This window comes from Paenibacillus sp. D2_2 (assembly GCF_031199965.1).
In the GTDB taxonomy this organism is placed as follows: Bacteria; Bacillota; Bacilli; order Paenibacillales; family Paenibacillaceae; genus Fontibacillus.
Map to the genome: position 1 here is coordinate 1,597,368 of NZ_CP133605.1, position 24,301 is coordinate 1,621,668.

Here is a 24,301-nt window from a genome sequence, read left to right on the forward strand (position 1 = left end):
AACATGAAACGTTGGAAAAGATCATTAATGTCTTTGGTAGCGGCAGTTCTCGTGTTAGGGAGTATTACGGCTTGCGGTGGCGGCAGCGGTGAGGTGAAAAAGGGGGAGGGAGGCAGTTCTTCATCCGGGGAGAAGACCGTTAGTAAACTCAAATTGCTGGGTCCAACCGGCTCCAATAAGTATATTAAGTTCGAGGAGAGAGATAAATATCCGGTATGGACCGAAGTCGATAAATTGATTCAGGACGCTGGACTGGAGCTGGAATATGAGATGGTTCCGAACGAGCAATATAAAGTGGTCATTCAGACCAGAATGGCCTCAGGCTCTTCTCTTCCGGATATTGTGAACATTTCACAGTTAGATAACACAACGGTTCTGAATCTCGCCAAGCAAGGTGTTTTGCTTGATTTGAATCCGCTGATTGAGAAATACAGCAACGGCAATATTAAGAAGATGTATGATCAGGAATTCCCATATGCGAAAAAGACAACGACATCACCTGACGGTAAAATGTACTGGTTCAGCGATCTGCACAAAAAAACGTATCAGGAGAAGGACCCAGCTCCGGTAGCTTTGAGCATGCTGATCCGTAAAGACTGGCTGGATAAGCTGAATCTACCAGTTCCGACCAATGCTCAAGAATATTTGAACACATTAAAGACGATCAGAGACAAGGATGCCAACGGCAACGGTAAGCCAGATGAGGTTCTCGTCTACGATACAAGTAAATTTGAGGGTGCTATCGCTCAATGGTTCGGACTGGGTACCGATATTACGGCGGTGGATGTAGAGAATAAAAAGTCGTATCCCCATGGTATCAGGAAGGCATCAAGGACTATTTCCGCTATCTGCAGCAGCTTGTCAAGGAAGGAGTGCTCGATACAAGTTTAATCGGGGCTACAGGAGAGCAGAAACAGCAAAAAATGACAGAGAACAAGGTTGCATCCATCAGCGACTACAATCTGGAAACCTATCTGGAGCCGACAATCAATGGTGGTGGAGAGTTCCTGCCGTTGATGCCACTCCAAGCTGCTGACCATATTACCCCGGCGGCACAATTGGAGCCACCATTTCTGGTATGGCAAAAATATGCGATCACCAAAGACTGCAAAGACGTAGCAGCAGCTATCCGATTTTTCGATATGATTTATTCGGATAAATACGCGGACCTTCTGTACTGGGGCATCGAAGGGCAGACCTATAAGAGAGACGACAATGGGGCGAAAGTATATATTAACAATGGATCGGATGAAGAATTGGCGAAATCGGGTCAGGTCACCGGGCGTCCGCTATTTGGGGATACTATATTCCCTCGCGTTCAATTTGCCAATCTAGAATTCGAGCTATCCGGCGTGTCTAAGGACAAAGCCGACCATGAGTTGAATATACTGAAATACAAGCCGTATTTCGTCAACATGAACGTCAACTACCTGGCGATTCCAGATGATCAGCAGCTTGAGACCAAGACGAAAATCTTAACGAATCTGAGAACTTATTCGGAAGAGCTTGCCACCAAGCTGGCTCTGGGCCAGAAATCTCTCGATAATTGGGATGAATATATTTCTGAGCTGAAAAAGCTGGGTCTTGATCAATTGATTGAAATCGATCAGCAGCTGCTTGATAGATATAACAGTATCGAATAGCGAATATACAACTGGGAAAACGGGCGTTCTCTCCGCCATCAAGGGGAGTTCGCCGTTTTCCTCCTTCTGCTTCATGATTATAACCGGAGGAGGGGACGGACTTTGAGGCATGGTAGCTTTGGAAGCGTAACGTTTCGAAAGATCTTTTTGTCCTATACCGTGATCTTGATTATTCCCATCATTGTGTTCAGTACTTTGAATGTACAGCGGAACATCATGGAGGAGAGGCAGCGGCTGCATGAGAAGCACATCTCGGATGCCAATCGGATTGCGGTCGTCGTCGATGATAAACTGCAGGAGCTCAAAAACTTAGGCAAGCTGCTGAGCGAAGAGTCTTGGGTCCGGAAAATGATGCAGAATACAGATGTGTATGAGAACGAATTTGATTTTCTGAAGATGCTTGAAATTCGCCGAAATTTCGAGAATTCTACTAACTCTTTGAATATTGTCTCCTTTGGTATGATTGTTTTTCCAGAGAAACAGCAGATTTTTTCACCTTGGGGAACTTATACGGAGGATGACTTTTTTTCCGGTGTGGCTGTATTCGATGATAAGACGCGGCATCGGATCGAAAGTATCGTTCTTGAACAACAGTATTTCAAGGTGCTGCCGCCGGAGACGATGGAGCTATGGGGAAACAGCAAACGTGTCGTCCCTGTCTTTCAAAGCCTAGAGGTGGTGAATCAACCGCGTGGAGTGCTTGTATTATTTATTGATAGCGCTTACTTTGCGGATTATATGCACCGGTTCGGTAGTATTGAATCCAAGGATATTTTAATAACGACCCAAGGACAGCCGATTTACAAGCAGATCCAGGCAGGGCCCAATAGAGAGGAGCAGGGGAACGAACACAGCTATGAGCTTGTTGTACCCTCGCTAGAGAGTGATCTGAAATATAAAATTTCTTATCTCGATAGCAGTGTGATTGGTATTAACAATCTGTTCAGTTCGTTGCTGGCAATTTTAATTTCTACTGCTGTGGGCACCTTAACCGCCTTCTTGCTGGCCAAGATCAGTTACCATCCTTTGGGTGCCTTGCTGAGCAAGCTTTCTGCCGCATTTCGTTACGATGACGTCAAGAGCAGTATGGTCTCTGGTTCTGAATATAATTTTATTGAAAAATCCTTTGATCGGCTGCTGCATGAAAATGAAAAACTTCAGCGATCAATGCAGGACTACGAGAAAGCCGCCAAGTCGAATTTGTTCCAGCGGCTGCTCAAAGGATATTTTACCGATGATCAGCAGATGAATGGACTGAAAAAAATCGGTATCGGTTATACCGATGAGATGCATTACTGTACGGTACTGATCAGCTTCCATGCGATCCGTGACGTCTCTGACTTCGGCCAGATCCGCAAAATCGAAATGATGACAATCATGATTGTCGAGAAGGTGATGGAGCGTTATGGCTTGGATTATGAACTGTTCGAAGTGACCCATGCGGATAAAGCACTGATTTTGTCCTCGGAAGGCTTCTTTGGACAGGAGGGGATGATGGATCAAATCGCCCTCAGCATTACAGAAGAGATCGAACAGGCCTGTGGTTTTCATCCCTATGTCTTGCCCGGAACGGTAGAGAAGGGATTAGTTGGCATCAGTAAATCGTATTATACAGCCAACGAAAGCCTGCAGTATATTCTGTTCTCGCGCGACCATCTACCCGACATCCAGGAGGAAATGGCTCAAACCATCGTTGAATACTACTATCCGACAGATTGGGAAGTACAGTTGATCAATAATCTGAAGATCGGAAATCTGGATACATCCATGCAAATCCTGCATGAAATTAGTGCGGAAAATGGAAGGCGCTGCTTGTCCGAAGCAAGTATCATTAGGCTGGTCTCATTGCTGATGGAGACGATGCTGCGAGTGCTATATGAATTGAATCTTGATACAGGCATTTACATGAAGCAGTTCGCCAATAAAGCCGAAGGGGCGGATGTCGGGGAAATGTGGGGCTACGTATATGAAGTCGTCACAGTGATCTGTGAACGCAACCGCTACTCGAACTCGCTAACGACGATTGAAGTCGGCAACCAACTGCTGCAATATGTCAACGAAAATTACACCAGCGCCGACGTCTCATTGAAGCAGCTTGCTGAAATTTTCCAAATGTCCGTCTCCAAGGTATCGAAAATCTTCAAGGAGGTGACCGGAATCAATTTCTACGATTATTTATGTCGACTCCGCATGGAAATGGCCAAGGAGCTGCTACGGGAAAGAAAATGCGGCATCGATGATATCGCCCATCGTGTGGGCTATGAAAATGTCTATTCATTCAAACGCGCATTTGCCCGGTATGAAGGAATTAAGCCCGATGAATATGTGGATATAGCGATGTGAAAGGAATAAACCGTCGGGACAAACATCCCTGGCGGTTTCTTTTCTTTATGCCGTAAGAGTCTAAATTGCATAAATATGGTTGACATTGTCGTATAGGACCAATATAATCACAATTAACAATTTGTTAAATGTTAAAAGGTGGAGTGAAGACGTGGAATCTAATGAACAGGCATTGCAGCACTATGACGTCAAGAAATACCGGACACCGGATGGATATACGTCTGATATCGCGGTGTTTACGATTCTATCAGGCCAGCCAGAGCCCTTTAAACCTCCAGTCATGAAGCTGTATATTATGCTCATCCAGCGAAGCATGACAGATAGTGAAGGGCGTCCGAATATTGAGGCTGGCAAGTGGGCTCTGCCTGGTGGCTTCGTGAACCCAGATGAGACGGCATTCCAGTCGGCTGCAAGAGAATTGAAGGAGGAGACAGGGGTAGACAGTATCCATCTGGAGCATTATGGCGTGTACGACACTCCGGGGCGTGATCCACGGGGCTGGATTATCTCCAACGCACATTATGCCATCGTGCCAGAGCATCTTCTGAAGCATCGTCAGAGTGGAGATGACGCTAGTGAGGTTGAGCTATTCCCGGTTGAGGATGTTCTGAAGCTGGATCTGGCTTTTGATCACGAACAGATCATCCGTGATGCGATCGATGTGATCCGCCGCAAGTTGCTTGAGACGACTGCAGCGAAGGAGTTCCTGCTCGAGGAGTTCACATACTCTGAGCTGCAGGCGGTGTTGCTTACTGTTACCGATGATTCAGCGATTGCTCTGGACGCATCTTTTGCCCGTAAAATAAAATCTTTGTCGTTCATTCAAGAGCTTCCCGGCAAGAAGACAACACGAACCTCCAAGAAGCCGACGCAGCTATATCGTTTTGTAGAGACGCCTTCAAATGTGAATCATTCGCTTTACCATACTAGTAAGTAAATCCAGGGAGGGATTCAGGATGACAGAAGTGAAGAAGAGAGCATTAATCAATATTGATTACACGAATGACTTCGTGGCCGATGATGGGGCGCTGACTTGTGGAAAGCCAGGGCAGGAGATCGAGCAGGCAATGGTCGACATTACCAAAGAGTTTATTGGCAATAATGATTATGTTGTGTTCGCGATAGATCTGCATAGGCAGGGGGATCAGCTTCATCCCGAGACCAAATTGTTCCCGCCACATAATCTTGAGGGTACGAAGGGACGCGAGCTGTACGGCGCATTAGAGGAGGTCTATCAGCAGCATAAGGGATACGAAAATGTGTACTGGATGGATAAGACTAGATACAGCGCGTTTGCAGGTACGGATCTTGAATTACAGCTTCGCGCCAGAGGAATAACCGTGCTTCATTTAGTAGGGGTATGCACGGATATATGCGTGCTGCATACGGCTGTTGATGCTTATAATAGAGGCTTTCAGATTATCATTCATGAAGCAGCCGTAGCCAGCTTTGATCAAGAAGGCCATGTATGGGCGCTGCGCCATTTCAAAGGATCGCTGGGAGCCGAGATTCAATAAGAGGAGGAATGAGCCATGAAGAACGGTCTTGACCAAGAGAAGCAGCTAGTACATGACGCTTATGCGGATGATAGCTATGCTCTTCACACCGATAAATATCAAATCAATATGACCCAGGCCTACTGGCAGGATCAGATCCATGAGCGTAAAGCCGTATTTGAGGTATATTTCCGCAAAATTCCTTTTGAGAACGGTTATGCTGTCTTTGCAGGACTGGAGCGGGTCATCCGATATCTTGAGCAATTCCGCTTTACGAAGAGCGATCTGGATTATTTGCGGGAAGATGGTTATGGTGAGGAGTTCCTGGCCTATTTGGAACAGCTACGTTTCACGGGAACCGTTCGTTCGATACAGGAAGGAGAGCTCGTATTTGCTAATGAGCCAATGATACAGATTGAGGCACCACTAGCAGAGGCCCAACTGATCGAGACAGCCCTGCTGAACATGGTCAACTTCCAGACTTTAATTGCAACGAAGGCATCGCGGATCAAGCAGGTGATTGGTCATGAGATCAGCATGGAGTTCGGAACTCGCCGTGCTCAAGAACTGGACGCAGCAATCTGGGGAGCAAGGGCCGCTTATATCGGCGGCTTCGAAGCAACCTCGAACGTCAGAGCCGGCAAACTGTTCGGTATTCCGACAGTAGGCACACATGCTCATGCGATGGTTCAAGCTTACCGCGATGAGTACACGGCTTTTCATAAATATGCGGAAGCCCATAAGGATTGCGTGTTCTTGGTGGATACCTATGATACGCTAAGATCGGGGGTACCTACGGCAATTCGTGTAGCCAAGGAGCTTGGTCCGAAGATTAATTTCCTTGGTATCCGCCTTGATAGCGGGGACTTGGCATACCTGTCGAAGGAAGCACGCAAGATGCTCGATGCGGCTGGCTTCAAGGAAGCTAAAATCTACGCGACTAATGATCTGGATGAACATACGATTATGAACTTGAAGGCGCAGGGCGCAAAGATCAATGTATGGGGTGTCGGAACTAAGTTGATCACTGCATATGATCAGCCTGCCCTGGGCGCGGTATATAAATTGATCGCCATCGAGGATGAGAATGGTCAAATGCAGGATACGATCAAGATCAGTTCGAATCCGGAGAAAGTAACGACGCCCGGCCGTAAGAAAGTGTTCCGCATCATCAATAAGAGCAATCAGAAATCGGAAGGGGACTACATCGCGTTGGAGCATGAGAATCCACAGCAAGAGGATCCGCTGAAGATGTTCCATCCGGTGCATATCCATGTTGCCAAGTTCGTTACTAATTTCGAAGCCCGTGAGCTACATCATACGATTTTCGAGGCGGGCAAATTGATATATAGACTTCCAGAGCTGATGGAGATTCAGCAATTTGCGGCTCAGAACCTGGAGCTGCTATGGGATGAATACAAGCGGATGCTGAATCCGGCGGAGTATCCTGTGGATTTAAGTCAGGTATGCTGGGATAACAAAATGCGGCTGATTGCTGAGATCCAGCAGCAGGTAAGCCGAAGAGTGTAGGCTTAGGTTTTATTTAAATAGTCCGACTTGGGGACTTTTTAAATAACCGCTATGGGGGAGGAATCGGCGATGGCCAAGATAGGAATCTATGGATCGTCTTTTGATCCGATTACGAATGTACATTTGTGGACGGCGAGTACGGTGATGCATCGCTGTAAGCTGGATAAGGTTATTTTTCTCCCCTGCTCAAGCAAGCGTCCTGACAAGACGATGAATGTGAGCGACGAGCATCGTTGGAACATGATTGTGATGGCGATTCAGGAGAATGATAGATTTGTTGCCGATGCTTATGAAATGAAGCAGCCGGGCTGGGAGATCGCTACGTATTTAACGCTGAAGCACTTTAAGGCGAAATATCCAGAAGATGAGATTTATTTTATAATGGGAGCAGATTTGCTGCTTGATATCGGTGAGGGGAAATGGAAAAAGTCCGAGGAGCTTATCCGTGAGAACAAGTTCATCGTTATGGCTAGGGAGGGGATCAACATGCTCTCGGCGATCAGCAAGTCACCTATCCTACGCAATGCCGATGACGGACAGACGTTCCATCTTATCGATAAAGGGTTGGCGATGGAGATTAGCTCCACCTATATTCGCGATGAGTTCAGATTAGGTGGGGAGCCACGATATCTAATGCCAGAGAGCTGCTATTCCTATATTAAAAAGCACGAGCTTTATCAATAGAGGTAGTTGGCTTCATCCAACCTTCTCGATGCTGAAAATCGTCCTTTTTGAACACGCACAAATAGAGAGGAGTCACCAGTAAAATGAGCATACAACAACAAGTCATCAAAGCGCTGCATGTAAAGCCGGTTATTCAACCCAAGGAGGAAATCAGACAGCGGATTGATTTTCTGAAGGCTTACTGCCGTAAGACGAGAGCCAAGGGCTTTGTACTCGGGATCAGCGGGGGCCAGGATTCTACACTGGCTGGTCGGTTAGCCCAGCTTGCGGTCGAAGAGCTGCGGGCAGAAGGCTATGAAGCGACATTCTACGCGGTCCGTTTGCCCTACGGAATACAGCAGGATGAGGCGGATGCGGTCGAGGCGTTGGCTTTTATCAAGCCAGACCAATCTTTGGTTGTCAACATCCAGGAGTCGGTGGTCGCTTTTGCAGAGCAGATCAAGCAGTCTATCGGCCATCCAATGTCTGACTTCAACAAAGGAAATGCCAAGGCGCGCATGCGGATGATGGTGCAATATGCGATCGGCGGGGAGACAGGCTGCCTTGTGATCGGTACGGATCATGCAGCTGAGGCTGTAACCGGATTTTATACGAAGTTTGGCGATGGTGGGGCAGACCTTGTACCATTGGCTGGGCTTACGAAGGAGCAGGGGCGTGAGCTGCTCAAAGAATTGAACGCTTCTGAGCGTCTGTATTTGAAAGTCCCTACCGCTGACCTGCTAGACGACAAGCCGCAGCAATCGGATGAGACGGAGCTGGGTATTGCCTATACAGCGCTGGACACTTATTTAACCGGAGGGACAGTAGACTCAGAGACTGAGGCCAACATCGAAGAACGTTATTTGCGGAGCGAGCATAAGCGTCAGATGCCTGTAGCTCCTTATGATGAATGGTGGAAATAGATCTTGCAATAATAGGGGAATCAACTGATTCCTCTATTTTTTGTCTTTTAAGTAATAATTTATCCCCTATGCCATATAAATACTTCGTATCAAATCGAAGCTTAGCCATGGTCATTCGTAACTACCCGATTTTAATTCTGCGATATGAAAACGTTTAATACCCCCTGTTGTATCCGTTTGGAATTTCACTCTAATTACCCCCACACGTAAGTATCGACACCAACCCGAGATTTTTCTGTATTTCCCTAATGATATACTGCTTCCCACTTGAAAGGAGGTGAGGCCTTGATTTGTGATTTGTAGTATCACTGGACGAAAGCTTGTCTACTCAGCCTTCAGAACAACGAGCGCAGATATGTTTACTTGTTGTAACAAAAAAGGAGGAGAATTCATGGTTTACAGCAATGTATTAAAAAAAGCTGGATTAGCCTGGGTCTGCTTATTACTGATCATCGGGTCGTTTGTGTCCGGGATTGGTGTACAAACGGCAAGCGCAGCCACTCCTAATGGGAACTACAAAATCGTTGGATATTTCCCATCCTGGGGGATATACGGCCGTAGCTATAACGTTACGGATATCGACGTTTCCAAAATCACACACATCAACTATGCGTTCGCTGATATTTGTTGGGATGGTAAACATGGTAATGGTTCTACAGCGATTGATAACCCGAACAAACAAACGTGGCCTTGTACGGTATCCGGTATTCCACTTCAATCCGGTAGCGTTCCAAACGGTAGTATCGTCCTTGGTGATCCTGATGCCGACGCCTTGCGTCCGACTCCTGGCGGTCCAACAACCGGTTGCTGGGCCGATGCGGCTTGCGGAAACTTTGGAGCCTTACGAAGTTTGAAAGCCAAAAACCCTCAATTGAAAACCATTCTATCTGTTGGAGGATGGACGTGGTCCAATCGCTTCTCGGATACCGCCGCATCTGATCAAACTCGGAAGAACTTCGCTAAATCTGCCGTCGATGCACTTCGAGCCTACGGGTTTGATGGGGTTGACCTCGACTGGGAATATCCGAATGTTGAAGCCATCAAAGGCAATAGCTATCGACCCGAGGATAAACAAAACTATACCCTGTTGTTGCAAGAGATACGCAATCAATTGGATGCAGCAGGAGCTGAAGATGGCAAACACTACCTGCTTACCATTGCTTCCGGAGCTAGTCAAGAATTCGTTGATAACACAGAGCTGGGCAAAATTGCTCAAATCGTCGATTGGATCAATATTATGACTTATGACTTCCATGGCGGTTCTTTTGAAGCTACGACTAGCCATAACACCGGTCTTTATGGTGATCCTAGCGATCCATACTACAGCAACGGTTTCTTCGTGGACGGTGCAATCCAAGCTTATAAAAATGCTGGCGTACCTTTGAATAAACTCGTTGTTGGGTTAGAGTTCATGGCTCGCAGCTGGAAGAACTGTCCTCCAGGGCCGAATAACGACGGTCAATACCAGACTTGCGAGGCAGATAACGGTTCTGTGTTCAAATGGGCTCCAAACGGAACTTGGGATGATTCCAACTCCGGAAATACGGGGGTGTTTGATTACGGGGATCTCGCCGCTAATTATGTGAATAAAAACGGGTATACTCGTTATTTCAACAGCATTGCTAAAGTTCCTTACCTATACAATCCAGCGACAAAAATCTTTATCTCTTATGATGATACGGAGTCCATCGGTTATAAAACCGACTACATCAAGAACAATAGCCTCGGCGGCGCCATGTTCTGGGAATTCAGCTCCGATTGTCGCACAAGTCCAAAATTCAATTGTACAGGACCAAAGCTGCTCGATAAAGTTGCTACTGACTTGAGTCAAGCCACGCCACCGGTGGATACGCAGCCACCAACAGCTCCAACGAATTTAGTTGATGCAGGGCATGGCGATAAGAAAGTCACATTAAGCTGGGGCCCTTCTACAGATAATGTAGGAGTCATGGCTTATGATATTTATAAAAATGGTACGCTGGTTCTGTCCGTTGACGGAGCAACAACAACCGCACTCATCAAAGGATTAACAGGCAGCACAACGTATATCTTTACGGTCAAAGCCAGAGATGCAGCGGGCAACTCCTCTGCAGCCAGCAATGCCCTATCGGTCACCACTGCACCGCCAATCATCGATAATCAACCTCCGACCACTCCGACTAATCTCACTGCCTCAGCCAAAACAAAAACGACAGTAAAACTAAGCTGGGGGGCTTCAACCGACAACGATGATATCGCTGGCTACGATATCTATCAGAACGGCACACTCGTTAAATCTACCGAAAACACAACAGAAACCATCACTGGACTATCGCCAGGAACAACTTACAACTTCTATGTTATTGCCAGAGATCTGTCTGGTAATCCTTCCGCACCTAGTGACTCCATCTATGTCACAACCCCTACCGATCCTGTCTTCCCTGCTTGGCAGACCAATACCTCATATGCAGTTGGAGCTTATGTTACTTATAACGGCAACCTCTACAAATGTACGTATGCTCATACTTCCATTCAAGGCTGGGAGCCTCCAAGCGCTCCAACACTATGGCAGCTTCAATCCGCTCCACCTTCAGATACCCAACCACCAAGCGCACCTACAAATCTCACTATTTCTGCACAAACAGGAGCGTCCGCTACTCTGACATGGACAGCGTCTACCGATAACATCGGCGTAACAGGATATGACATTTATCAAGGATCGAATTTGATTGGCAGCTCCACAACAACAACTTATACCGTAACAGGTCTTGCAGGAGGGAGCGTATCCTTCTACGTGAAAGCGAAAGACGCCGCAGGGAATGTATCAGCTGCCAGCAACGTCGTGACGACGACACCAACTGTACCAGATACGATTCCTCCAACAGCACCTACAAATCTAGCTTTCACAGCAAAAACTCAAACGAGCGTATCGCTTGCATGGGGGCTTCCACAGATAACGTAGGTGTAACAAACTATGATATCTATAACGGTTCCACACTTGCTGCTTCCGTGAACGGGACGACGCTTACGGCCGTCATTAACAATCTAACAGCCAATACTGCCTATACCTTTACAGTCAAAGCCAAAGATGCCGCGGGTAACGTCTCTGCGGCCAGCAATGCAGTGACGGTCACGACCGATGCAACATCTCCAGTGGATACCGATCCTCCAACAGCACCTACAAATCTGACTTCCACGGCAAAAACTCAAACGAGCGTAACGCTTGTATGGGGGCTTCCACAGATAACGTAGGTGTAACAGGTTATGATGTCTATAATGGCTCCACACTTGCTGCTTCCGTGAACGGGACAACGCTTACAGCCGTCATTAACAATCTAACAGCCAATACTGCCTATACCTTTACAGTCAAAGCCAAAGATGCCGCGGGCAACGTGTCAGCACCCAGCAATGCAGTGACGGTCACAACCAATGCTGCTACGCCAACAGTTGACGCATGGGTAGCTAATAAGGCATATGCCAAAGACGATTTGGTTATCTATAACGGAAAAGTGTATAAATGTCTGCAACCACATACATCGCTCGCAGGTTGGGAACCTGCGAATGTGCCTGCTTTATGGAGTGTTCAGCCTTAATACCGATCATACGGAGGGGGCGGCGGTAACTCCCGTCCTCTCCCTATGTAAACAATTAAGTTCTCTGTCAAAATACTCTATCCTTTATGCTCCCAAGTGAGGATTTTGCAGTATAATGAAGGATATATGGTTAGAGGGAGAGGACAAGATGATCGAGAAAATCGTTGAAGTATGGGATCAGGATACATATGCTGGCCAACTAGAGGACGGTTTTACACCTAAGATGGAGACCTATATCTTGAAGGGCGAGCAAAAAAGAGGAGCGGTTCTAATCTGTCCCGGTGGCGGATACGAGTTCACCTCTGAGCGTGAAGCTGAACCGATCGCACTGGAGTTCAATGCAGCAGGGTTCCATGCCTTCGTATTATATTACAGCGTGGCTCCAAGGAAGCACCCGCAGCCATTGTTGGACGTGTCTAGGGCGATTCGTATGCTTCGGGAGAATGCGGAAGAATGGAATATTATTGCCGATAAGATCGCGGTCTGTGGATTTTCTGCTGGTGGCCATTTGGCAGCAAGCCTCGGAGTCCACTGGAATAACCCGCTGCTTCAGGATGAACAGGACAAAGGCGCAGACATTTACCGGCCGAATGCGTTAATTCTGAGCTATCCGGTTATTTCGGGCAGGGAGCATGCGCATCGGGGCTCTTTTAACAATCTGCTTGGTTTGGAGCCAGAGGAGGCACTGCTTACTGAGATGTCTCTGGAGGAGCAGGTGAGTGAGGAGACGCCGCCGGCGTTCATTTGGCATACTTTCGAGGATACGGCGGTTCCAGTGGAGAACAGTCTGTTGTTCGCTCAAGCGATGCGCAGACACGGTATTCCGTTTGAGCTGCATATCTATCCAGAAGGACCGCACGGATTATCGTTGGCCACTAAGCTTACGGCTACGGATGAAGGTCAGATTGATCCTCATGTGGCAACCTGGATGGATCTTTGCATTCAATGGTTAAACCGTCTCTTCATATAAAATAAAAAAGAGCTGCCGCAGTCATGATGACTTGCAGGCAGCTCTTTGATTTATCAGGAGGATTATCTTGCCATCCATCCGCCATCGACACACAGAACGTGACCGTTCAGGTAATTGGAGGCTGAGGAAGCCAGGAATACGGCAGGACCCTTCACGTCGTCAGGAGTTCCCCAACGTCCTGCAGGAATTCTCTCGGTGATCGAAGCCGTTCTCTCTTCGTTCGCGAGGATTGGCGCCGTATTGTTGGTAGCCATATAGCCAGGAGCGATGCCATTGATTTGCAAACCACTTGCTGCCCACTCATTGGCAAATGCTTTCGTCAAGCCAGCTACGCCGTGCTTGGAAGCTGTGTACCCAGGCACATTAATTCCACCTTGGTAGGAGAGCATGGAGCAAATGTTAATCATTTTGCCGCTGCCTCTCTCAATCATGTGTCTGCCGACGATTTGTGATAGAAGGAATACAGTGCTGAGGTTGATGTCGATAACGTCAAACCAGTCCTTTTCGCTGTGATCCTTGGCTGGAGTACGACGAATAATCCCGGCATTGTTCACGAGAATATCTATATGTCCGGTCAGTTCAAGAGCCTTGTCGAAAGTTTGTTGCAAAATTGAATGATCGCTCAAATCAACAGTAATATCGGAGGCTTTCCGGCCTAATGCTTGAACGGCCTTTACAGTCTCTTCGCTGGTGCTGTAGGAAGCACAGACAATGTCTGCTCCTGCTTCTGCGAGTCCTAGTGCAATGCCTTGGCCCAGTCCGCCGGCTGCGCCGGTTACGAGTGCAGTTTTGCCGGATAGATCGAATAAGTTCATTAGATGTAACGCTCCTTTATGAATTAGAATCGCCGTGCTCGTAGCCGCTGGTCAAAATTCGGATTCCCATATCTCTGTACGGTTTGGCATTCTCTGTTGTAAGTCCGCGGTCTGTAATGATCGCGCTGATCTCGTCGAGTGATGCGAAGGTCCGTAGAGCAGATTGTCCGAACTTATGATGATCGATGACGACATACGTCTCACGGGCAGTATCGATTAAAGCACGTTTGAAATCAATTAAATCACAGGTATATATGGATAGGCCATGTTCTGGATGAACGCCTGTCGTCGATATGAATGCTTTCTGAATATTGAGCTGCCGGACGTAAGAGTTTGCCTCCGACCCGGCGAGCATATTCCGAACCCGATATCCTCCGGGAACGACGAGAAGGATCTGATCTTTAGTCGCAAGTTCACTGATGATATAGACATCATTGGTAACTACCGTAAGCGGCTGATTATCTAGACGGCGGGCAATTTCAAGTGTCGTGCTGCCACCGTCAAGGGCGATAATATCATTTTTGGCGATATGGCGGATCGCTTCAAGGGCAATCTCAACCTTGGCTTCTGCATTTTTGGCAATCGGTTCTTTGGAAGGTAGAATACCAAATTGATCGTCCTGGGCAAGAATCGCTCCCCCATGGATGCGGCGAATCAGTCCCTGTTCCTCCAACTTAGACAGATCCTCACGAATCGTCTTCCCTGTTACCTGCAGTCGCTCGCTCAATTCTGCTACCGTAACCTCTTTATTCATCAACAAAACTTCCATAATCTTCTCATAGCGTCGGATCGGGTTCATAACTAGCCTCATTTCTTTTCGTACATTTGAACCTTTATTTTAACTCTTTCATATCTACTGGGTCCATATCGGAGTAGATTTTGTTGTCTCCAGCCATGCTCCAGATGAAGGCGTAGTTGCTTGTGCCAACACCGCTATGCACGGACCAGCTAGGGGAAATGACAGCTTCATCATTTCTCATCATGATATGTCTAGTCTCAGTAGGCTCACCCATCATGTGAACGACTACAGCATCCTCAGGAAGGTCGAAGTATACATAAGCTTCCATCCGGCGAGGGTGTACGTGAGCTGGCATCGTATTCCACATATTGCCCGGTTTTAGAATAGTCAAACCCATAACCAGCTGTGAGCTTTGAATTCCATTCTCATGAATGAAACGATAGATTCTACGTTCATTTGAATTCGTGATTGAACCCAGTTCAGCAGATTCTGCATCAGCAAGAGTAGCTTTAGCTGTAGGGTATTCTTTATGAGCCGGTGCAGAGTTCAAATAGAACTTAGCTGGCTTCGCAGCGTCTTTGCTGTTGAAAATAACTTCTTTGTTGCCCACGCCTACGAACAAACACTCTTTATTATCCAACTCGTATACGGTTCCGTCTACAGTAACACTTCCTGCTCCGCCGATATTGATGATGCCAAGCTCACGGCGCTCGAGGAAGAAGGATACACCAAGTTCTTTCAAATCAGTTTCCAATTTAACCGCTTGATTAACCGGATGTGCTCCGCCGATGATCATGCGGTCTTCATGAGTTAAAGTCAGTTCCAATTTGTCAGGAGTAAATAATGTTGGAATATGGAATTCCTTGCGCAGGCGATCCGTATCGAATTGCTTAACCTCATTTGGGTGAGAAGCATAACGTCTTTCCATGTGAATAGTCCCCTTTACGAAATAATAAGTTCTATAATGTTCAATTTACTCCATTTGCGTTCATTTATCAAGTTCATTTTGGTTTGTTTATAAGTTTATTTAATAATATATAAAAAATTGTTGAGATTCGATGTACATAAGAATGGACTACATTGACGGATTTGTAGGGGGTTCACTATAATATTAATGAATATATTTATTAATTAATATATTCATTAATTAAATGGAAAGGCGGTAGAAAGACAATGGCTTCTAGTGCTGTGTTAAATGCAGACTTGCGAAAAGGACTTATCCATAAAGAGGTTTACGGACATTTCTCCGAGCATTTAGGCAGAGGGATTTATGAAGGCATCTGGGTGGGCGAGGATTCACCAATTCCGAATACCAATGGGATTAGAAACGATGTTTTGAAAGCGCTACAGCGCATAAAGATACCCGTCTTGCGTTGGCCTGGTGGCTGCTTTGCCGATGATTATCATTGGGAGGACGGGATTGGTCCGAGAGACACACGCAAGAAAATGATTAATAAGTTATGGGGAGGAGCTGTCGAGAATAATCATTTCGGGACCCATGAATTTATGATGTTGTGTGAGTTGCTTGGCTGTGAAGCTTATATTAATGGAAATGTTGGCAGCGGGACAGTCCGAGAAATGTCCGAATGGGTAGAGTATCTAACGTTCGGCGGAGAGTCTCCGGTGTCTACTATGCGCGCTGTGAACGGACAGACAGAGCCATGGAAGGTGAAATATTGGGGTGTCGGTAACGAGAATTGGGGCTGCGGCGGTAATATGCGTCCGGAGTATTATGCGGATTTATATCGTCAGTATCAGACCTATGTCCGTAATTACGACGATAATAAGATCCATCGGATCGCCTGTGGACCTAATGGTAACGATTATGGCTGGATGGAAGTACTTATGCGCGAAGCATCTTTATTTATGGATTCGATCACATTGCATTACTATACGATCCTTGGCCCGAATTGGGAGAATAAAGGAGACGCTACCGGTTTTAATGCAGATGAATGGTTCACCACACTAGAACAGGCACTGTATATGGACGAACTGATTACCCGGCATAGTGCGATTATGGATCAGTATGATCCTAGTAAGCGTGTCGGACTGATCGTGGATGAATGGGGAACCTGGTACAATCCTGAGCCAGGATCGATGCCGGGTTACCTGTATCAACAGAACTCCATTCGCGATGCGCTCGTTGCCGGTGTCACTTTTAATATTTTTCATCAGCATAATGATCGGGTAAGAATGGCGAATATCGCGCAAATGGTCAATGTGTTGCAAGCGTTGATTCTAACGGAAGGAGAGCAAATGCTCCTAACGCCAACCTATCATGTGTTTGATATGTTCAAGGTGCATCAAGATGCTGAGAGAATCGAACTCACTTACGAGAGTGAAGCTTATCGTCATAATGGCCGGGAAATCCCCGCCGTATCGGCTTCAGCATCCGTGGATCAGGAAGGTGCTATCCATATAAGTCTGTGTAATCTGAACCATGCGGATGACAGTGTATTGACTATTGATCTGCGCGGCCTAGATGTGGGGAGCAAGGGACTCGCCGTATCTGGTACGATATTAGCTGCTACCGAGATCGATGCACACAATACGTTTGAGCAGCCGGATCATGTTGTTCCACAGCCTTTTTATGCTTTTGTACTAGAGGGCAGTAGGCTGACCGTTCAATTACCGCCTATGTCGGTGACGGTGCTGGAGATCAAGAGCTAGGAGTATAGGCACAGGATGAAGACGGGAAATAACGAATGCAAAGGCTGCCGGGAAGAGTATAAGGTGACAGAGGAGAGCATTCGGCATATGTTGGCCTCTCCGATGTTCACCTCCGATCAATGTGTAGACGATGAGGTATATAATGAGCGGCTACGAATTTGTAGTAGCTGCATTAAGCTGCAGGATGGGATAAACTGTACCGTCTGCGGTTGCATTATTCCAGTTGCCGCCAAGCTGAAGCAGAAGAGCTGTCCATTGCTGGGCGGCGCACTGTGGTAACTACTGTAATAACCCAAGAAACGTCATCACTTTATGCAGTGTAGGTGGCGCCGCGCTTACGTATAATAAAGTTCTGATATGAGATGCTCGTTATAATTACCGAAGCCTTTGCCAAATAGCGTAAGGCCGCCAATATGATGGGCATCTTCTTCTACAGAGAGCCTGAAGGTCCATTGCTTTCCGCGAATATTCACATCATTTAAGGTGATTTCTGAAATCTGTAGGCTATCGATAAAAGTACCTTTTCCTGTAACGCGAAGCTGCTTGAGCAGGCCATACTGGTTGATATGATTAGCCCACCAGTTCGGTGTATATTTTCCGCGCTTATCTCCGAAATCTCCGGGGCTTGTCCAAGAGCCAAGCTTGACCCCATTCAGGGTAAATGTAATATCCGAAGGCCAATCATTGTTCGTCTCAGGAGCCTCTGAAGCGAGTTCCATCGAGATGACCAGTTCTTCAGGGTTCTGGCTTGCCAACAGAAAATTAGGGATTTTATATTCAACATAACCTTTTCCGAACCATAGGATGCCAGCATTCATCCGTTCATGATCCCAGAAGAAACGGGGGTCATCGAAGCCGCCGATCATATGCTCGGTCGTAGCAAGGCCACAGGTCGGCTCGATTTGAAAGTCTGAATAATGACCCACCGGAATTTCCGCACGGTAGCTTTTGCGTTCGGACTGCTCTTTATTTGGGAAAATAATCTCGATCCCGTCTGCGGACAGGGTGCATATTTTCTGCAGACCGCTTCGTCCTGGGGCCATATGACTACTGATAAGTTTAGCATTCTCCAGCTTGCGGACATGCATCGTCATAATCGCGCTGCTTAAATTCAGTGCCTCTGCGAGTTCCTTGATATTCATCGGCTTCTCGGCCAGCAGAGTCAACATCTTCAGACGAACGGAGCTGGATAGAGCTTCATAAACAGGCAATGATCGTTCAGTAAGATCCAGTTTCATGTCAAGCCTCCAGATTTGATTAATATATATGTTAATTATAAATGATTATATTTGTTATGTTCGTATTTTTCAATGTGGTGAAGACCTGGCGAAGCCGGAATTTCTCCCAAATAACGACTCGTAGTTTCGTAAGCCAGAAATAACTATGGATATAAGGCCCGAAATGGAGTATTGTGGATTTATGAACGTAAATGAACCCCGTTTTGGGTTCGAAAGTAACTGCCGAGAAGGAGAAACTCATTATCGAAAAGTTTGTTTTTTGAGAGAGATATGTTTTTTCCTTTAGGCATCTATCAAAATTACACAACAGATACATGAGGGTGAGGAGAAACGATTATGAAGAAAATTCAGCTTATTCAGAAGATTGTTCAGGAAGGTGTCGTTGCCGTACTTCGTGGCGAGACAGCAGAAGAAGTAGTCGCTATGGCCGAGGAAGCCATCGCTGGCGGAATTAAAGTGATTGAGATTACGATGACGGTTCCTTTTGCATTGAAAGCGATTGAGGAATTGTCCCGCAAATATAGATCGAATTCAACGGATGAATCCACTTATGCGATTATCGGTGTAGGGACGGTATTGGATGCCGAGACAGCACGTGCGGCAATTCTTAGTGGCGCGGAATTCGTAGTATCACCGTTCCTGAGCCCTGAGACGGTTACATTGTGCAACAGATACCGTGTTCCGGTAATGCCAGGAACGATGACTGTTAAGGAGATTAACGAGGCGCTCGAGCTTGGAGCTGATATCGTGAAGTTGTTCCCGGGCAACCTGTACGAGCCATCTGTAATCAAAGCGATCAAAGGTCCGTTGCCGCAGGCCAATATTATGCCAACCGGTGGAGTATCGTTGGATAATCTGGGCGAGTGGATCAAAGCCGGTGCTGTAGCTGTAGGAATCGGCTCCGACCTGACGAACGAAGCCGTGAAGAACAACGACTTCTCATTGATCCGCAAGAAGGCTGCAGCTTATGTAGATGCTTACCGCAAGGCGAAGGGCCTTTAATTAAGAAGTTAGATTAATACGAAAGAGCGAGTCTCAAGGCCATTTTTGGCCGAGAGTCTCGCTCTTTTTTTTCGGACTAGCAACGTGTATATTACGATAATTTAAAGTGTAGGTTGAAGTTCCAGCGGTAACGGCGCCGGGCGTGAGCAACTGCTCTGCATTTGATAATACCGACCCGAGTCCGATGAATCATGGAAGCCCCACATCGCTTCAAGCACATGGTAAGCCATCTCTCCATTAGCACGGTGCGGTCGACCGGATTGCAAGGAGTAGGCCATGTCGGCAACGCCTATCCCGCGAGTATTCTCGCTATATCCTGGTAGTAGCGGTACATCAGTCCACTCGGCCTCCCCAAGCTTGCGATACTTGACCGGACCGCCGAATGTGTTCGGATCGGGAACGAGCATGGTCCCGGCCGTCCCGTGAATTTCTATTGGTGGTAGACTGCTGCCGCCGAAGATATCAAAGCTCATGATCATCGTTGCAATCGCTCCGCTATGGAATTCAAGGGTGCCAGCAACATGGGTTGGTATTTCTACGGGAATCTTCTTACCTTGCTTCTTCTCGCTTGAGATCGTCCGTTCCTGAAGAGCCATCCCGGTAATTCCAGCAATGCTAGAGATCGGGCCGAGCAATTGAACCAGAGCTGTTAAGTAATAGGGTCCCATATCAAACATTGGGCCTCCGCCATGAGCATAGTAGAATTCAGGGTCGGGATGCCAGTGCTCATGTCCTCGGCTCATCATGAAGGCTGTTGCCGATACTGGACGCCCAATCGTTCCGTCTTCGATCAGCTTCAGCGCCGTCTGAATACCTGCGCCAAGGAAAGTTTCCGGCGCACTGCCTACGAGTAGTCCCTTCTCCGCTGCGACCTGTAATATCCGCTGTCCTTCTTCACGTGTAACTGCCAGCGGCTTCTCTACATATACGTGCTTGCCTGCTTCAAGTGCTCGAAGGCATATTTCCGCATGAACCGCTGGAATGGTCAGATTTATAATAATTGAAATATCCGGGTCGCTTAGTAGTTCCTCGGTAGTACAGACATGGGGAATGAAATATTTTTCAGCTTGTGTCTTGGCTCTATCCAAATCGAGGTCAGCACAGGCGCTAAGCTCAAGTATGTCGAACTTGGCGCAATTCTCCATGTATATGTCGCTGATTTTACCGCATCCAATAATGCCAACTTTCACGCTGTTCATATGAATGTCCCCTTCTTATGCGTTGTTGTACTGATTGTCACCCATGCCCGTGTATGCATTGCCACTTAAGACTACTCCATCCCTCAGTAATTGCTGTTTGCCTTCAGCGGCCCAGAGCAATCCGCGGGTCATCAGTTCCTTGACCGGAGGGAGGTCGACGATGTCGGCATGGTGTCCAAGGGAGTTATAATATACCCTTCCCAGGCCCCAGCGCTTCGTCCATACGACAGGCATATCCACCGCTTTGTTCAGGCGATGTGGACCGTCGACTACAGGGAAACGAGTCGTAGCCAGTACTTCTACGGCGGGATCAACATGTAAATAATATTGCTCCGTACTTACCATAAAATCGGATATACCTTCGACGAGTGGGCTAGAGGAGGATTTAATCTCTACCTTGTATTCCACACCATCGTTGCCTGGATGGGCAACCCATTGCCCACCGGTCATAAATTGCCAATCCACATTATTGCGAAAGGAATCGCACATACCGCCATGGCATCCAGCCAGTCCGGTTCCGGCTTGAACCGCTGCCGATACATTGTTAACGAGCTCTTGGGAGATTTCATCCATCGTCCATATAGGTACGATTAGATCAAGTCCGAGCAATTTCTGAGCGTCAGCATAAGCATCGAGCGTATCTGCAACCTCGACCTCAAATTGATGATCTAACAGTATGTTCTTACAGATCGTTGCAACCTGTTCCGGTTTATGTCCATCCCAGCCGCCCCAAACGATTAATGCCTTTTTCATATCATCTATCTCCTTATAGAGGTTGTATAAAAAACCTTCTTGGTGCTGAAAGTCTGTTTTTCTTACATTTCAGCGATTTCTACCCAGCGCCGCTGCTCGATCGAGCGCTCAACAGCCTCGAGTACAGCCTGGCATTTTACACCGTCCTGGAAATTTGGAGCTGGTTGTCTGCCTTCGCGGATCGCATTCGTAAGCTCTAGCATTTCGTGAATGAACGTATGCTCGAAGCCAATCGTGTGGCCTGGTGGCCACCAAGCTTCTGAATAGGCATGGGCCGGATCGGTAGCGAGAACACGCCTTACGCCTTGTACATCCACATCGTCCGACGTGAAATAGACTTCCAGCTCATTCATGCGTTCAAAATCGAATTTGACGCTGCCCAGACTGCCGTTGATCTCAAAAGAATTGGTAGAACGATGGCCTGCGGCAAATCGCGTTGCCTCGAAGCTGCCCAGTGCACCGTTAGCAAATCTGGCCATGAAGAGGGTAGCATCGTCTACTGTCACTTGGCCTCTAGGTGCATTTGGATCGGCACTACCTGTAGCACTAAGCCCGGTCATTTCTTCGGCAAGCGGACGCTCCTTAATAAAGGTCTCGCTCATTCCGATGACTTCATTGATATCTCCGACAAGATAATGTGATAAATCGATTAAGTGAGCGCCCAGATCACCAAGCGAACCTGAGCCGGCAATGTCCTTCTGCAGTCTCCATACCAGCGGGAAATCAGGGTCCATGACCCAATCCTGCAGGAACCAGGCCCGGAAATGATAGATTTTACCCAATCTGCCGCTCTCCACTAGCTTCTTGGCGAGCTGAACAGCAGGAGAGAAGCGGTAATTGAAGCCGATCATGTGGGCGATACCAGCTTCTTCTGCCGCTCGGAGCATCTCTCTGGAGTCTACCAATGAAAGCGCTAACGGTTTCTCGCAGAAAATATGTTTTCCAGCCTTCGCAGCGGCAAGGGCAATCTCTTTATGAGCATTGCTTGGTGCATTAATATCAATTAAATCAATGTCATCCCGGGCGATGAGCTGCTTCCAATCGGTCGTAATCTCCGACCAACCTAATCGGGAAGCCGCTTCCGTGACCGCTTGTTCATTTCTACCGCAAAGCACGGCCATTTCCGGCTTGAGCGCCTCCGGAAAGAACATAGGCAGAGCACGGTAGGCATTACTATGGGCCTTGCCCATAAATTTGTAGCCGATCATTCCGACACGAAGCTGGTTCATATCATCCCTCCATGAGTCAATAATAGATGCTGCATAAGAACATTATAGAAAATAGGAGCTGCTTAGGACTCGCCAGTTTATGCAGTAATGTAGTCAAAAAATGCGCTTGCGCGAAATTTATGAAGAGATGCACCAATTAATGATGAAGTGTAAAATTAGAAGTGAAGTAAATAAACTATTAATTCAACTTAGGAGAAATTATATATCCATGATCAATTGTTAAGCATGCTCGGAGTGAAGAAATGGTTGAGATCCGGAGGCATTTGCATGCCCATCCCGAGCTATCTTTCCATGAAGAAGCAACTTCACAATATATCGCTGATTTCTATCAAGGTAAAGATGTGGAGATTCTGCGAGAAGTGGGGGGTGGCCACGGTCTGATCGTGACGATTCACGGTGGCAAGCCTGGCAAGACGATCGCACTCCGTGCCGATTTTGACGCATTGCCGATTACAGAGGAGACAGGTCTACCGTTTGCCTCCAAAAATCTGGGTGTGATGCATGCCTGTGGTCATGACGGACATACTGCCTACTTAATGGTGCTTGCGGATTGTCTGATTCAATTGAAGGAAGAAATCCCGGGTACTATTAAAATCGTTCACCAGCATGCGGAAGAGACTCCTCCTGGAGGTGCAAAGGGGATTGTTGAATCAGGCCTACTGGATGATGTAGATCAAATCTTCGGCATTCATCTCTTTCCGACCGCGCCGGCGGGCGTAGTTAACTATCGCAGCGGTTATTCAATGGCGGGAAGAAGCTATTTCAAACTGATTATTCAAGGTAGAGGTGGCCATGGATCATCCCCGCATGTGGCGAACGACGCTATTGTTGCTGCTAGCCATTTCGTAATTGCTGCCCAGACGATTGTGAGCCGCCGATTGAATCCGTTCGATACCGGGGTGGTGACGATTGGCTCTTTTGACGGAAAAGGGAGCTTTAATGTCATCAAGGATTCGGTTACGCTTGAAGGCGATGCTCGTTATATGACCAAGGAGTCGCAGCAACTGATTGGCCAAGAAATTCACCGGATCGTGAATGGGATCGAGAGCATGTTCGGTGTAACTGTTGAGCTTACATATACAGCGGATCTACCTCCTGTCTATAATGATCCTGAGATTACTGCGAATGTAGTCAAGTATCTGGATAAAGGAAAGGGTGATTATCTGTCTGTAGTTGCAGAGGCACCTATGATGTCCGGCTCGGAGGATTTCGCTTACTATTTGGAGAAAATCCGGGCTGCTTCTTCTATATTGGCTGCATGCCTAAAAATACAGATGAAATCTATTTCAACCACCACCCGAAATTCGATATCGATGAAGATCCTTACTTGTCGCTGCCAAGGCAGTGGGCGAAGTGGTGTGCGGATATTACGGGTTAGAGTAAGTTACTAGGGGAATTTTAGGGCTGTCCCAATTGTCACCGACAGATGACTGGGGCGGCCCTATTTGCATTATTTTTTTAGATCGTTGTAACTGTTACGCTCATTGACAAGCAGACTGGTGAGGATGAGAGATAA

Annotated in this window: 22 protein-coding genes and 1 pseudogene; 16 read left to right on the forward strand and 7 right to left on the reverse strand. The window is 47.1% G+C overall.

Annotated features, from left to right (window positions below):
* Positions 1-3 precede the first annotated feature (3 nt).
* The 12 genes from RE628_RS07955 (at position 4) to RE628_RS08005 (ending at position 13,140) form a co-directional block, all read left to right on the forward strand.
* Positions 4-891: an extracellular solute-binding protein gene (locus RE628_RS07955; RefSeq protein WP_309158266.1), complete on the forward strand. Its 888-nt coding sequence runs from the start codon at positions 4-6 to the stop codon at positions 889-891.
* A complete protein-coding gene (locus tag RE628_RS07960) occupies positions 873-1,643 on the forward strand; it encodes a type 2 periplasmic-binding domain-containing protein (RefSeq protein WP_309158267.1) in 771 nt (256 codons plus the stop codon). The genes RE628_RS07955 and RE628_RS07960 overlap by 19 nt, the downstream gene beginning before the upstream one ends.
* A 102-nt stretch (positions 1,644-1,745) precedes the next feature.
* Positions 1,746-3,986 (forward strand): helix-turn-helix transcriptional regulator, encoded by a 2,241-nt coding sequence (locus tag RE628_RS07965; protein WP_309158268.1) that lies wholly within the window; start codon positions 1,746-1,748, stop codon positions 3,984-3,986.
* Positions 3,987-4,137: 151 nt separating this feature from the next.
* Entirely contained in the window at positions 4,138-4,923 is a 786-nt protein-coding gene (locus RE628_RS07970; protein ID WP_309158269.1) for an NUDIX hydrolase, read from the forward strand.
* Between the two features lie 19 nt (positions 4,924-4,942).
* Complete coding sequence (locus RE628_RS07975) at positions 4,943-5,503, forward strand: cysteine hydrolase family protein (RefSeq protein ID WP_309158270.1); 561 nt, start codon at positions 4,943-4,945, stop codon at positions 5,501-5,503.
* A gap of 15 nt (positions 5,504-5,518) precedes the next feature.
* Positions 5,519-7,012: a nicotinate phosphoribosyltransferase gene (locus RE628_RS07980; protein ID WP_309158271.1), complete on the forward strand. Its 1,494-nt coding sequence runs from the start codon at positions 5,519-5,521 to the stop codon at positions 7,010-7,012.
* A gap of 69 nt (positions 7,013-7,081) precedes the next feature.
* A complete protein-coding gene (gene nadD / locus RE628_RS07985; protein ID WP_309158272.1) occupies positions 7,082-7,696 on the forward strand; it encodes a nicotinate-nucleotide adenylyltransferase in 615 nt (204 codons plus the stop codon).
* 83 nt (positions 7,697-7,779) lie between these two features.
* Positions 7,780-8,598 (forward strand): NAD(+) synthase, encoded by an 819-nt coding sequence (gene nadE, locus RE628_RS07990; RefSeq protein ID WP_309158273.1) that lies wholly within the window; start codon positions 7,780-7,782, stop codon positions 8,596-8,598.
* Between the two features lie 391 nt (positions 8,599-8,989).
* Positions 8,990-11,539 carry a glycosyl hydrolase family 18 protein gene (locus tag RE628_RS07995; protein WP_375143054.1) on the forward strand — a complete coding sequence of 850 codons (2,550 nt, stop codon included), beginning with the start codon at positions 8,990-8,992 and terminating at the stop codon, positions 11,537-11,539.
* The gene (locus RE628_RS29545) at positions 11,515-11,829 is read left to right on the forward strand and encodes a hypothetical protein (RefSeq protein WP_375143055.1); all 315 of its coding nucleotides are present in this window, start codon (positions 11,515-11,517) and stop codon (positions 11,827-11,829) included. The genes RE628_RS07995 and RE628_RS29545 overlap by 25 nt, the downstream gene beginning before the upstream one ends.
* Positions 11,805-12,170, forward strand: coding sequence for a carbohydrate-binding protein (locus RE628_RS29550; RefSeq protein ID WP_375143056.1), 366 nt, complete (start codon positions 11,805-11,807; stop codon positions 12,168-12,170). The genes RE628_RS29545 and RE628_RS29550 overlap by 25 nt, the downstream gene beginning before the upstream one ends.
* A 148-nt stretch (positions 12,171-12,318) precedes the next feature.
* Complete coding sequence (locus RE628_RS08005; RefSeq protein ID WP_309158274.1) at positions 12,319-13,140, forward strand: alpha/beta hydrolase; 822 nt, start codon at positions 12,319-12,321, stop codon at positions 13,138-13,140.
* 62 nt (positions 13,141-13,202) lie between these two features.
* On the opposite strand, the gene kduD is transcribed toward RE628_RS08005, so the two are convergent.
* The 3 genes from kduD to kduI are packed head-to-tail and all read right to left on the reverse strand — an operon-like array spanning position 13,203 to position 15,622.
* Positions 13,203-13,955, reverse strand: coding sequence for a 2-dehydro-3-deoxy-D-gluconate 5-dehydrogenase KduD (gene kduD, locus RE628_RS08010; protein ID WP_309158275.1), 753 nt, complete (start codon positions 13,953-13,955; stop codon positions 13,203-13,205).
* A 16-nt stretch (positions 13,956-13,971) separates the two neighbouring features.
* Positions 13,972-14,754, reverse strand: a complete 783-nt coding sequence (locus RE628_RS08015) for a DeoR/GlpR family DNA-binding transcription regulator (protein WP_309158276.1) — start codon at positions 14,752-14,754, stop codon at positions 13,972-13,974.
* Positions 14,755-14,788: 34 nt separating this feature from the next.
* Positions 14,789-15,622, reverse strand: coding sequence for a 5-dehydro-4-deoxy-D-glucuronate isomerase (gene kduI / locus RE628_RS08020; RefSeq protein ID WP_309158277.1), 834 nt, complete (start codon positions 15,620-15,622; stop codon positions 14,789-14,791).
* A gap of 245 nt (positions 15,623-15,867) precedes the next feature.
* On the opposite strand from kduI, the gene RE628_RS08025 reads away from it, so the two are divergent.
* Positions 15,868-17,364: an alpha-N-arabinofuranosidase gene (locus RE628_RS08025; RefSeq protein ID WP_309158278.1), complete on the forward strand. Its 1,497-nt coding sequence runs from the start codon at positions 15,868-15,870 to the stop codon at positions 17,362-17,364.
* A gap of 15 nt (positions 17,365-17,379) precedes the next feature.
* Positions 17,380-17,643: a DUF6171 family protein gene (locus RE628_RS08030; protein WP_309158279.1), complete on the forward strand. Its 264-nt coding sequence runs from the start codon at positions 17,380-17,382 to the stop codon at positions 17,641-17,643.
* 56 nt (positions 17,644-17,699) lie between these two features.
* Here the strand turns inward: RE628_RS08030 and RE628_RS08035 are convergent, their stop codons facing one another.
* Positions 17,700-18,602, reverse strand: coding sequence for an ArsR/SmtB family transcription factor (locus RE628_RS08035; RefSeq protein WP_309158280.1), 903 nt, complete (start codon positions 18,600-18,602; stop codon positions 17,700-17,702).
* A gap of 336 nt (positions 18,603-18,938) precedes the next feature.
* Between RE628_RS08035 and RE628_RS08040 the strand changes: the two genes are divergently transcribed.
* Entirely contained in the window at positions 18,939-19,604 is a 666-nt protein-coding gene (locus RE628_RS08040; protein WP_309158281.1) for a bifunctional 2-keto-4-hydroxyglutarate aldolase/2-keto-3-deoxy-6-phosphogluconate aldolase, read from the forward strand.
* Between the two features lie 101 nt (positions 19,605-19,705).
* Here RE628_RS08040 and RE628_RS08045 read toward each other — a convergent pair whose 3' ends face one another.
* From RE628_RS08045 to RE628_RS08055, 3 genes are all read right to left on the reverse strand, one after another.
* Positions 19,706-20,803 (reverse strand): Gfo/Idh/MocA family protein, encoded by a 1,098-nt coding sequence (locus RE628_RS08045; RefSeq protein WP_309158282.1) that lies wholly within the window; start codon positions 20,801-20,803, stop codon positions 19,706-19,708.
* A gap of 15 nt (positions 20,804-20,818) precedes the next feature.
* Positions 20,819-21,556, reverse strand: coding sequence for a ThuA domain-containing protein (locus RE628_RS08050; RefSeq protein ID WP_309158283.1), 738 nt, complete (start codon positions 21,554-21,556; stop codon positions 20,819-20,821).
* A gap of 62 nt (positions 21,557-21,618) precedes the next feature.
* Positions 21,619-22,785, reverse strand: a complete 1,167-nt coding sequence (locus RE628_RS08055; RefSeq protein ID WP_309158284.1) for a Gfo/Idh/MocA family protein — start codon at positions 22,783-22,785, stop codon at positions 21,619-21,621.
* 242 nt (positions 22,786-23,027) lie between these two features.
* Between RE628_RS08055 and RE628_RS08060 the strand changes: the two are divergent.
* A pseudogene (locus RE628_RS08060) lies at positions 23,028-24,168 on the forward strand (amidohydrolase).
* Positions 24,169-24,301: the final 133 nt, after the last annotated feature.

What these genes read in the sequence shown, in the direction of transcription:
- RE628_RS07955 (WP_309158266.1), top strand. Translation starts at nt 4, where the DNA reads ATGAAACGTTGGAAAAGATCATTAATGTCTTTGGTAGCGGCAGTTCTC.
- RE628_RS07975 (WP_309158270.1), top strand. Translation starts at nt 4,943, where the DNA reads ATGACAGAAGTGAAGAAGAGAGCATTAATCAATATTGATTACACGAAT.
- RE628_RS07980 (WP_309158271.1), top strand. Translation starts at nt 5,519, where the DNA reads ATGAAGAACGGTCTTGACCAAGAGAAGCAGCTAGTACATGACGCTTAT.
- nadD (WP_309158272.1), top strand. Translation starts at nt 7,082, where the DNA reads ATGGCCAAGATAGGAATCTATGGATCGTCTTTTGATCCGATTACGAAT.
- nadE (WP_309158273.1), top strand. Translation starts at nt 7,780, where the DNA reads ATGAGCATACAACAACAAGTCATCAAAGCGCTGCATGTAAAGCCGGTT.
- RE628_RS07995 (WP_375143054.1), top strand. Translation starts at nt 8,990, where the DNA reads ATGGTTTACAGCAATGTATTAAAAAAAGCTGGATTAGCCTGGGTCTGC.
- RE628_RS29545 (WP_375143055.1), top strand. Translation starts at nt 11,515, where the DNA reads ATGGGGGCTTCCACAGATAACGTAGGTGTAACAAACTATGATATCTAT.
- RE628_RS29550 (WP_375143056.1), top strand. Translation starts at nt 11,805, where the DNA reads ATGGGGGCTTCCACAGATAACGTAGGTGTAACAGGTTATGATGTCTAT.
- RE628_RS08005 (WP_309158274.1), top strand. Translation starts at nt 12,319, where the DNA reads ATGATCGAGAAAATCGTTGAAGTATGGGATCAGGATACATATGCTGGC.
- kduD (WP_309158275.1), bottom strand. Translation starts at nt 13,955, where the DNA reads ATGAACTTATTCGATCTATCCGGCAAAACTGCACTCGTAACCGGCGCA.
- RE628_RS08015 (WP_309158276.1), bottom strand. Translation starts at nt 14,754, where the DNA reads ATGAACCCGATCCGACGCTATGAGAAGATTATGGAAGTTTTGTTGATG.
- kduI (WP_309158277.1), bottom strand. Translation starts at nt 15,622, where the DNA reads ATGGAAAGACGTTATGCTTCTCACCCAAATGAGGTTAAGCAATTCGAT.
- RE628_RS08025 (WP_309158278.1), top strand. Translation starts at nt 15,868, where the DNA reads ATGGCTTCTAGTGCTGTGTTAAATGCAGACTTGCGAAAAGGACTTATC.
- RE628_RS08030 (WP_309158279.1), top strand. Translation starts at nt 17,380, where the DNA reads ATGAAGACGGGAAATAACGAATGCAAAGGCTGCCGGGAAGAGTATAAG.
- RE628_RS08035 (WP_309158280.1), bottom strand. Translation starts at nt 18,602, where the DNA reads ATGAAACTGGATCTTACTGAACGATCATTGCCTGTTTATGAAGCTCTA.
- RE628_RS08040 (WP_309158281.1), top strand. Translation starts at nt 18,939, where the DNA reads ATGAAGAAAATTCAGCTTATTCAGAAGATTGTTCAGGAAGGTGTCGTT.
- RE628_RS08045 (WP_309158282.1), bottom strand. Translation starts at nt 20,803, where the DNA reads ATGAACAGCGTGAAAGTTGGCATTATTGGATGCGGTAAAATCAGCGAC.
- RE628_RS08050 (WP_309158283.1), bottom strand. Translation starts at nt 21,556, where the DNA reads ATGAAAAAGGCATTAATCGTTTGGGGCGGCTGGGATGGACATAAACCG.
- RE628_RS08055 (WP_309158284.1), bottom strand. Translation starts at nt 22,785, where the DNA reads ATGAACCAGCTTCGTGTCGGAATGATCGGCTACAAATTTATGGGCAAG.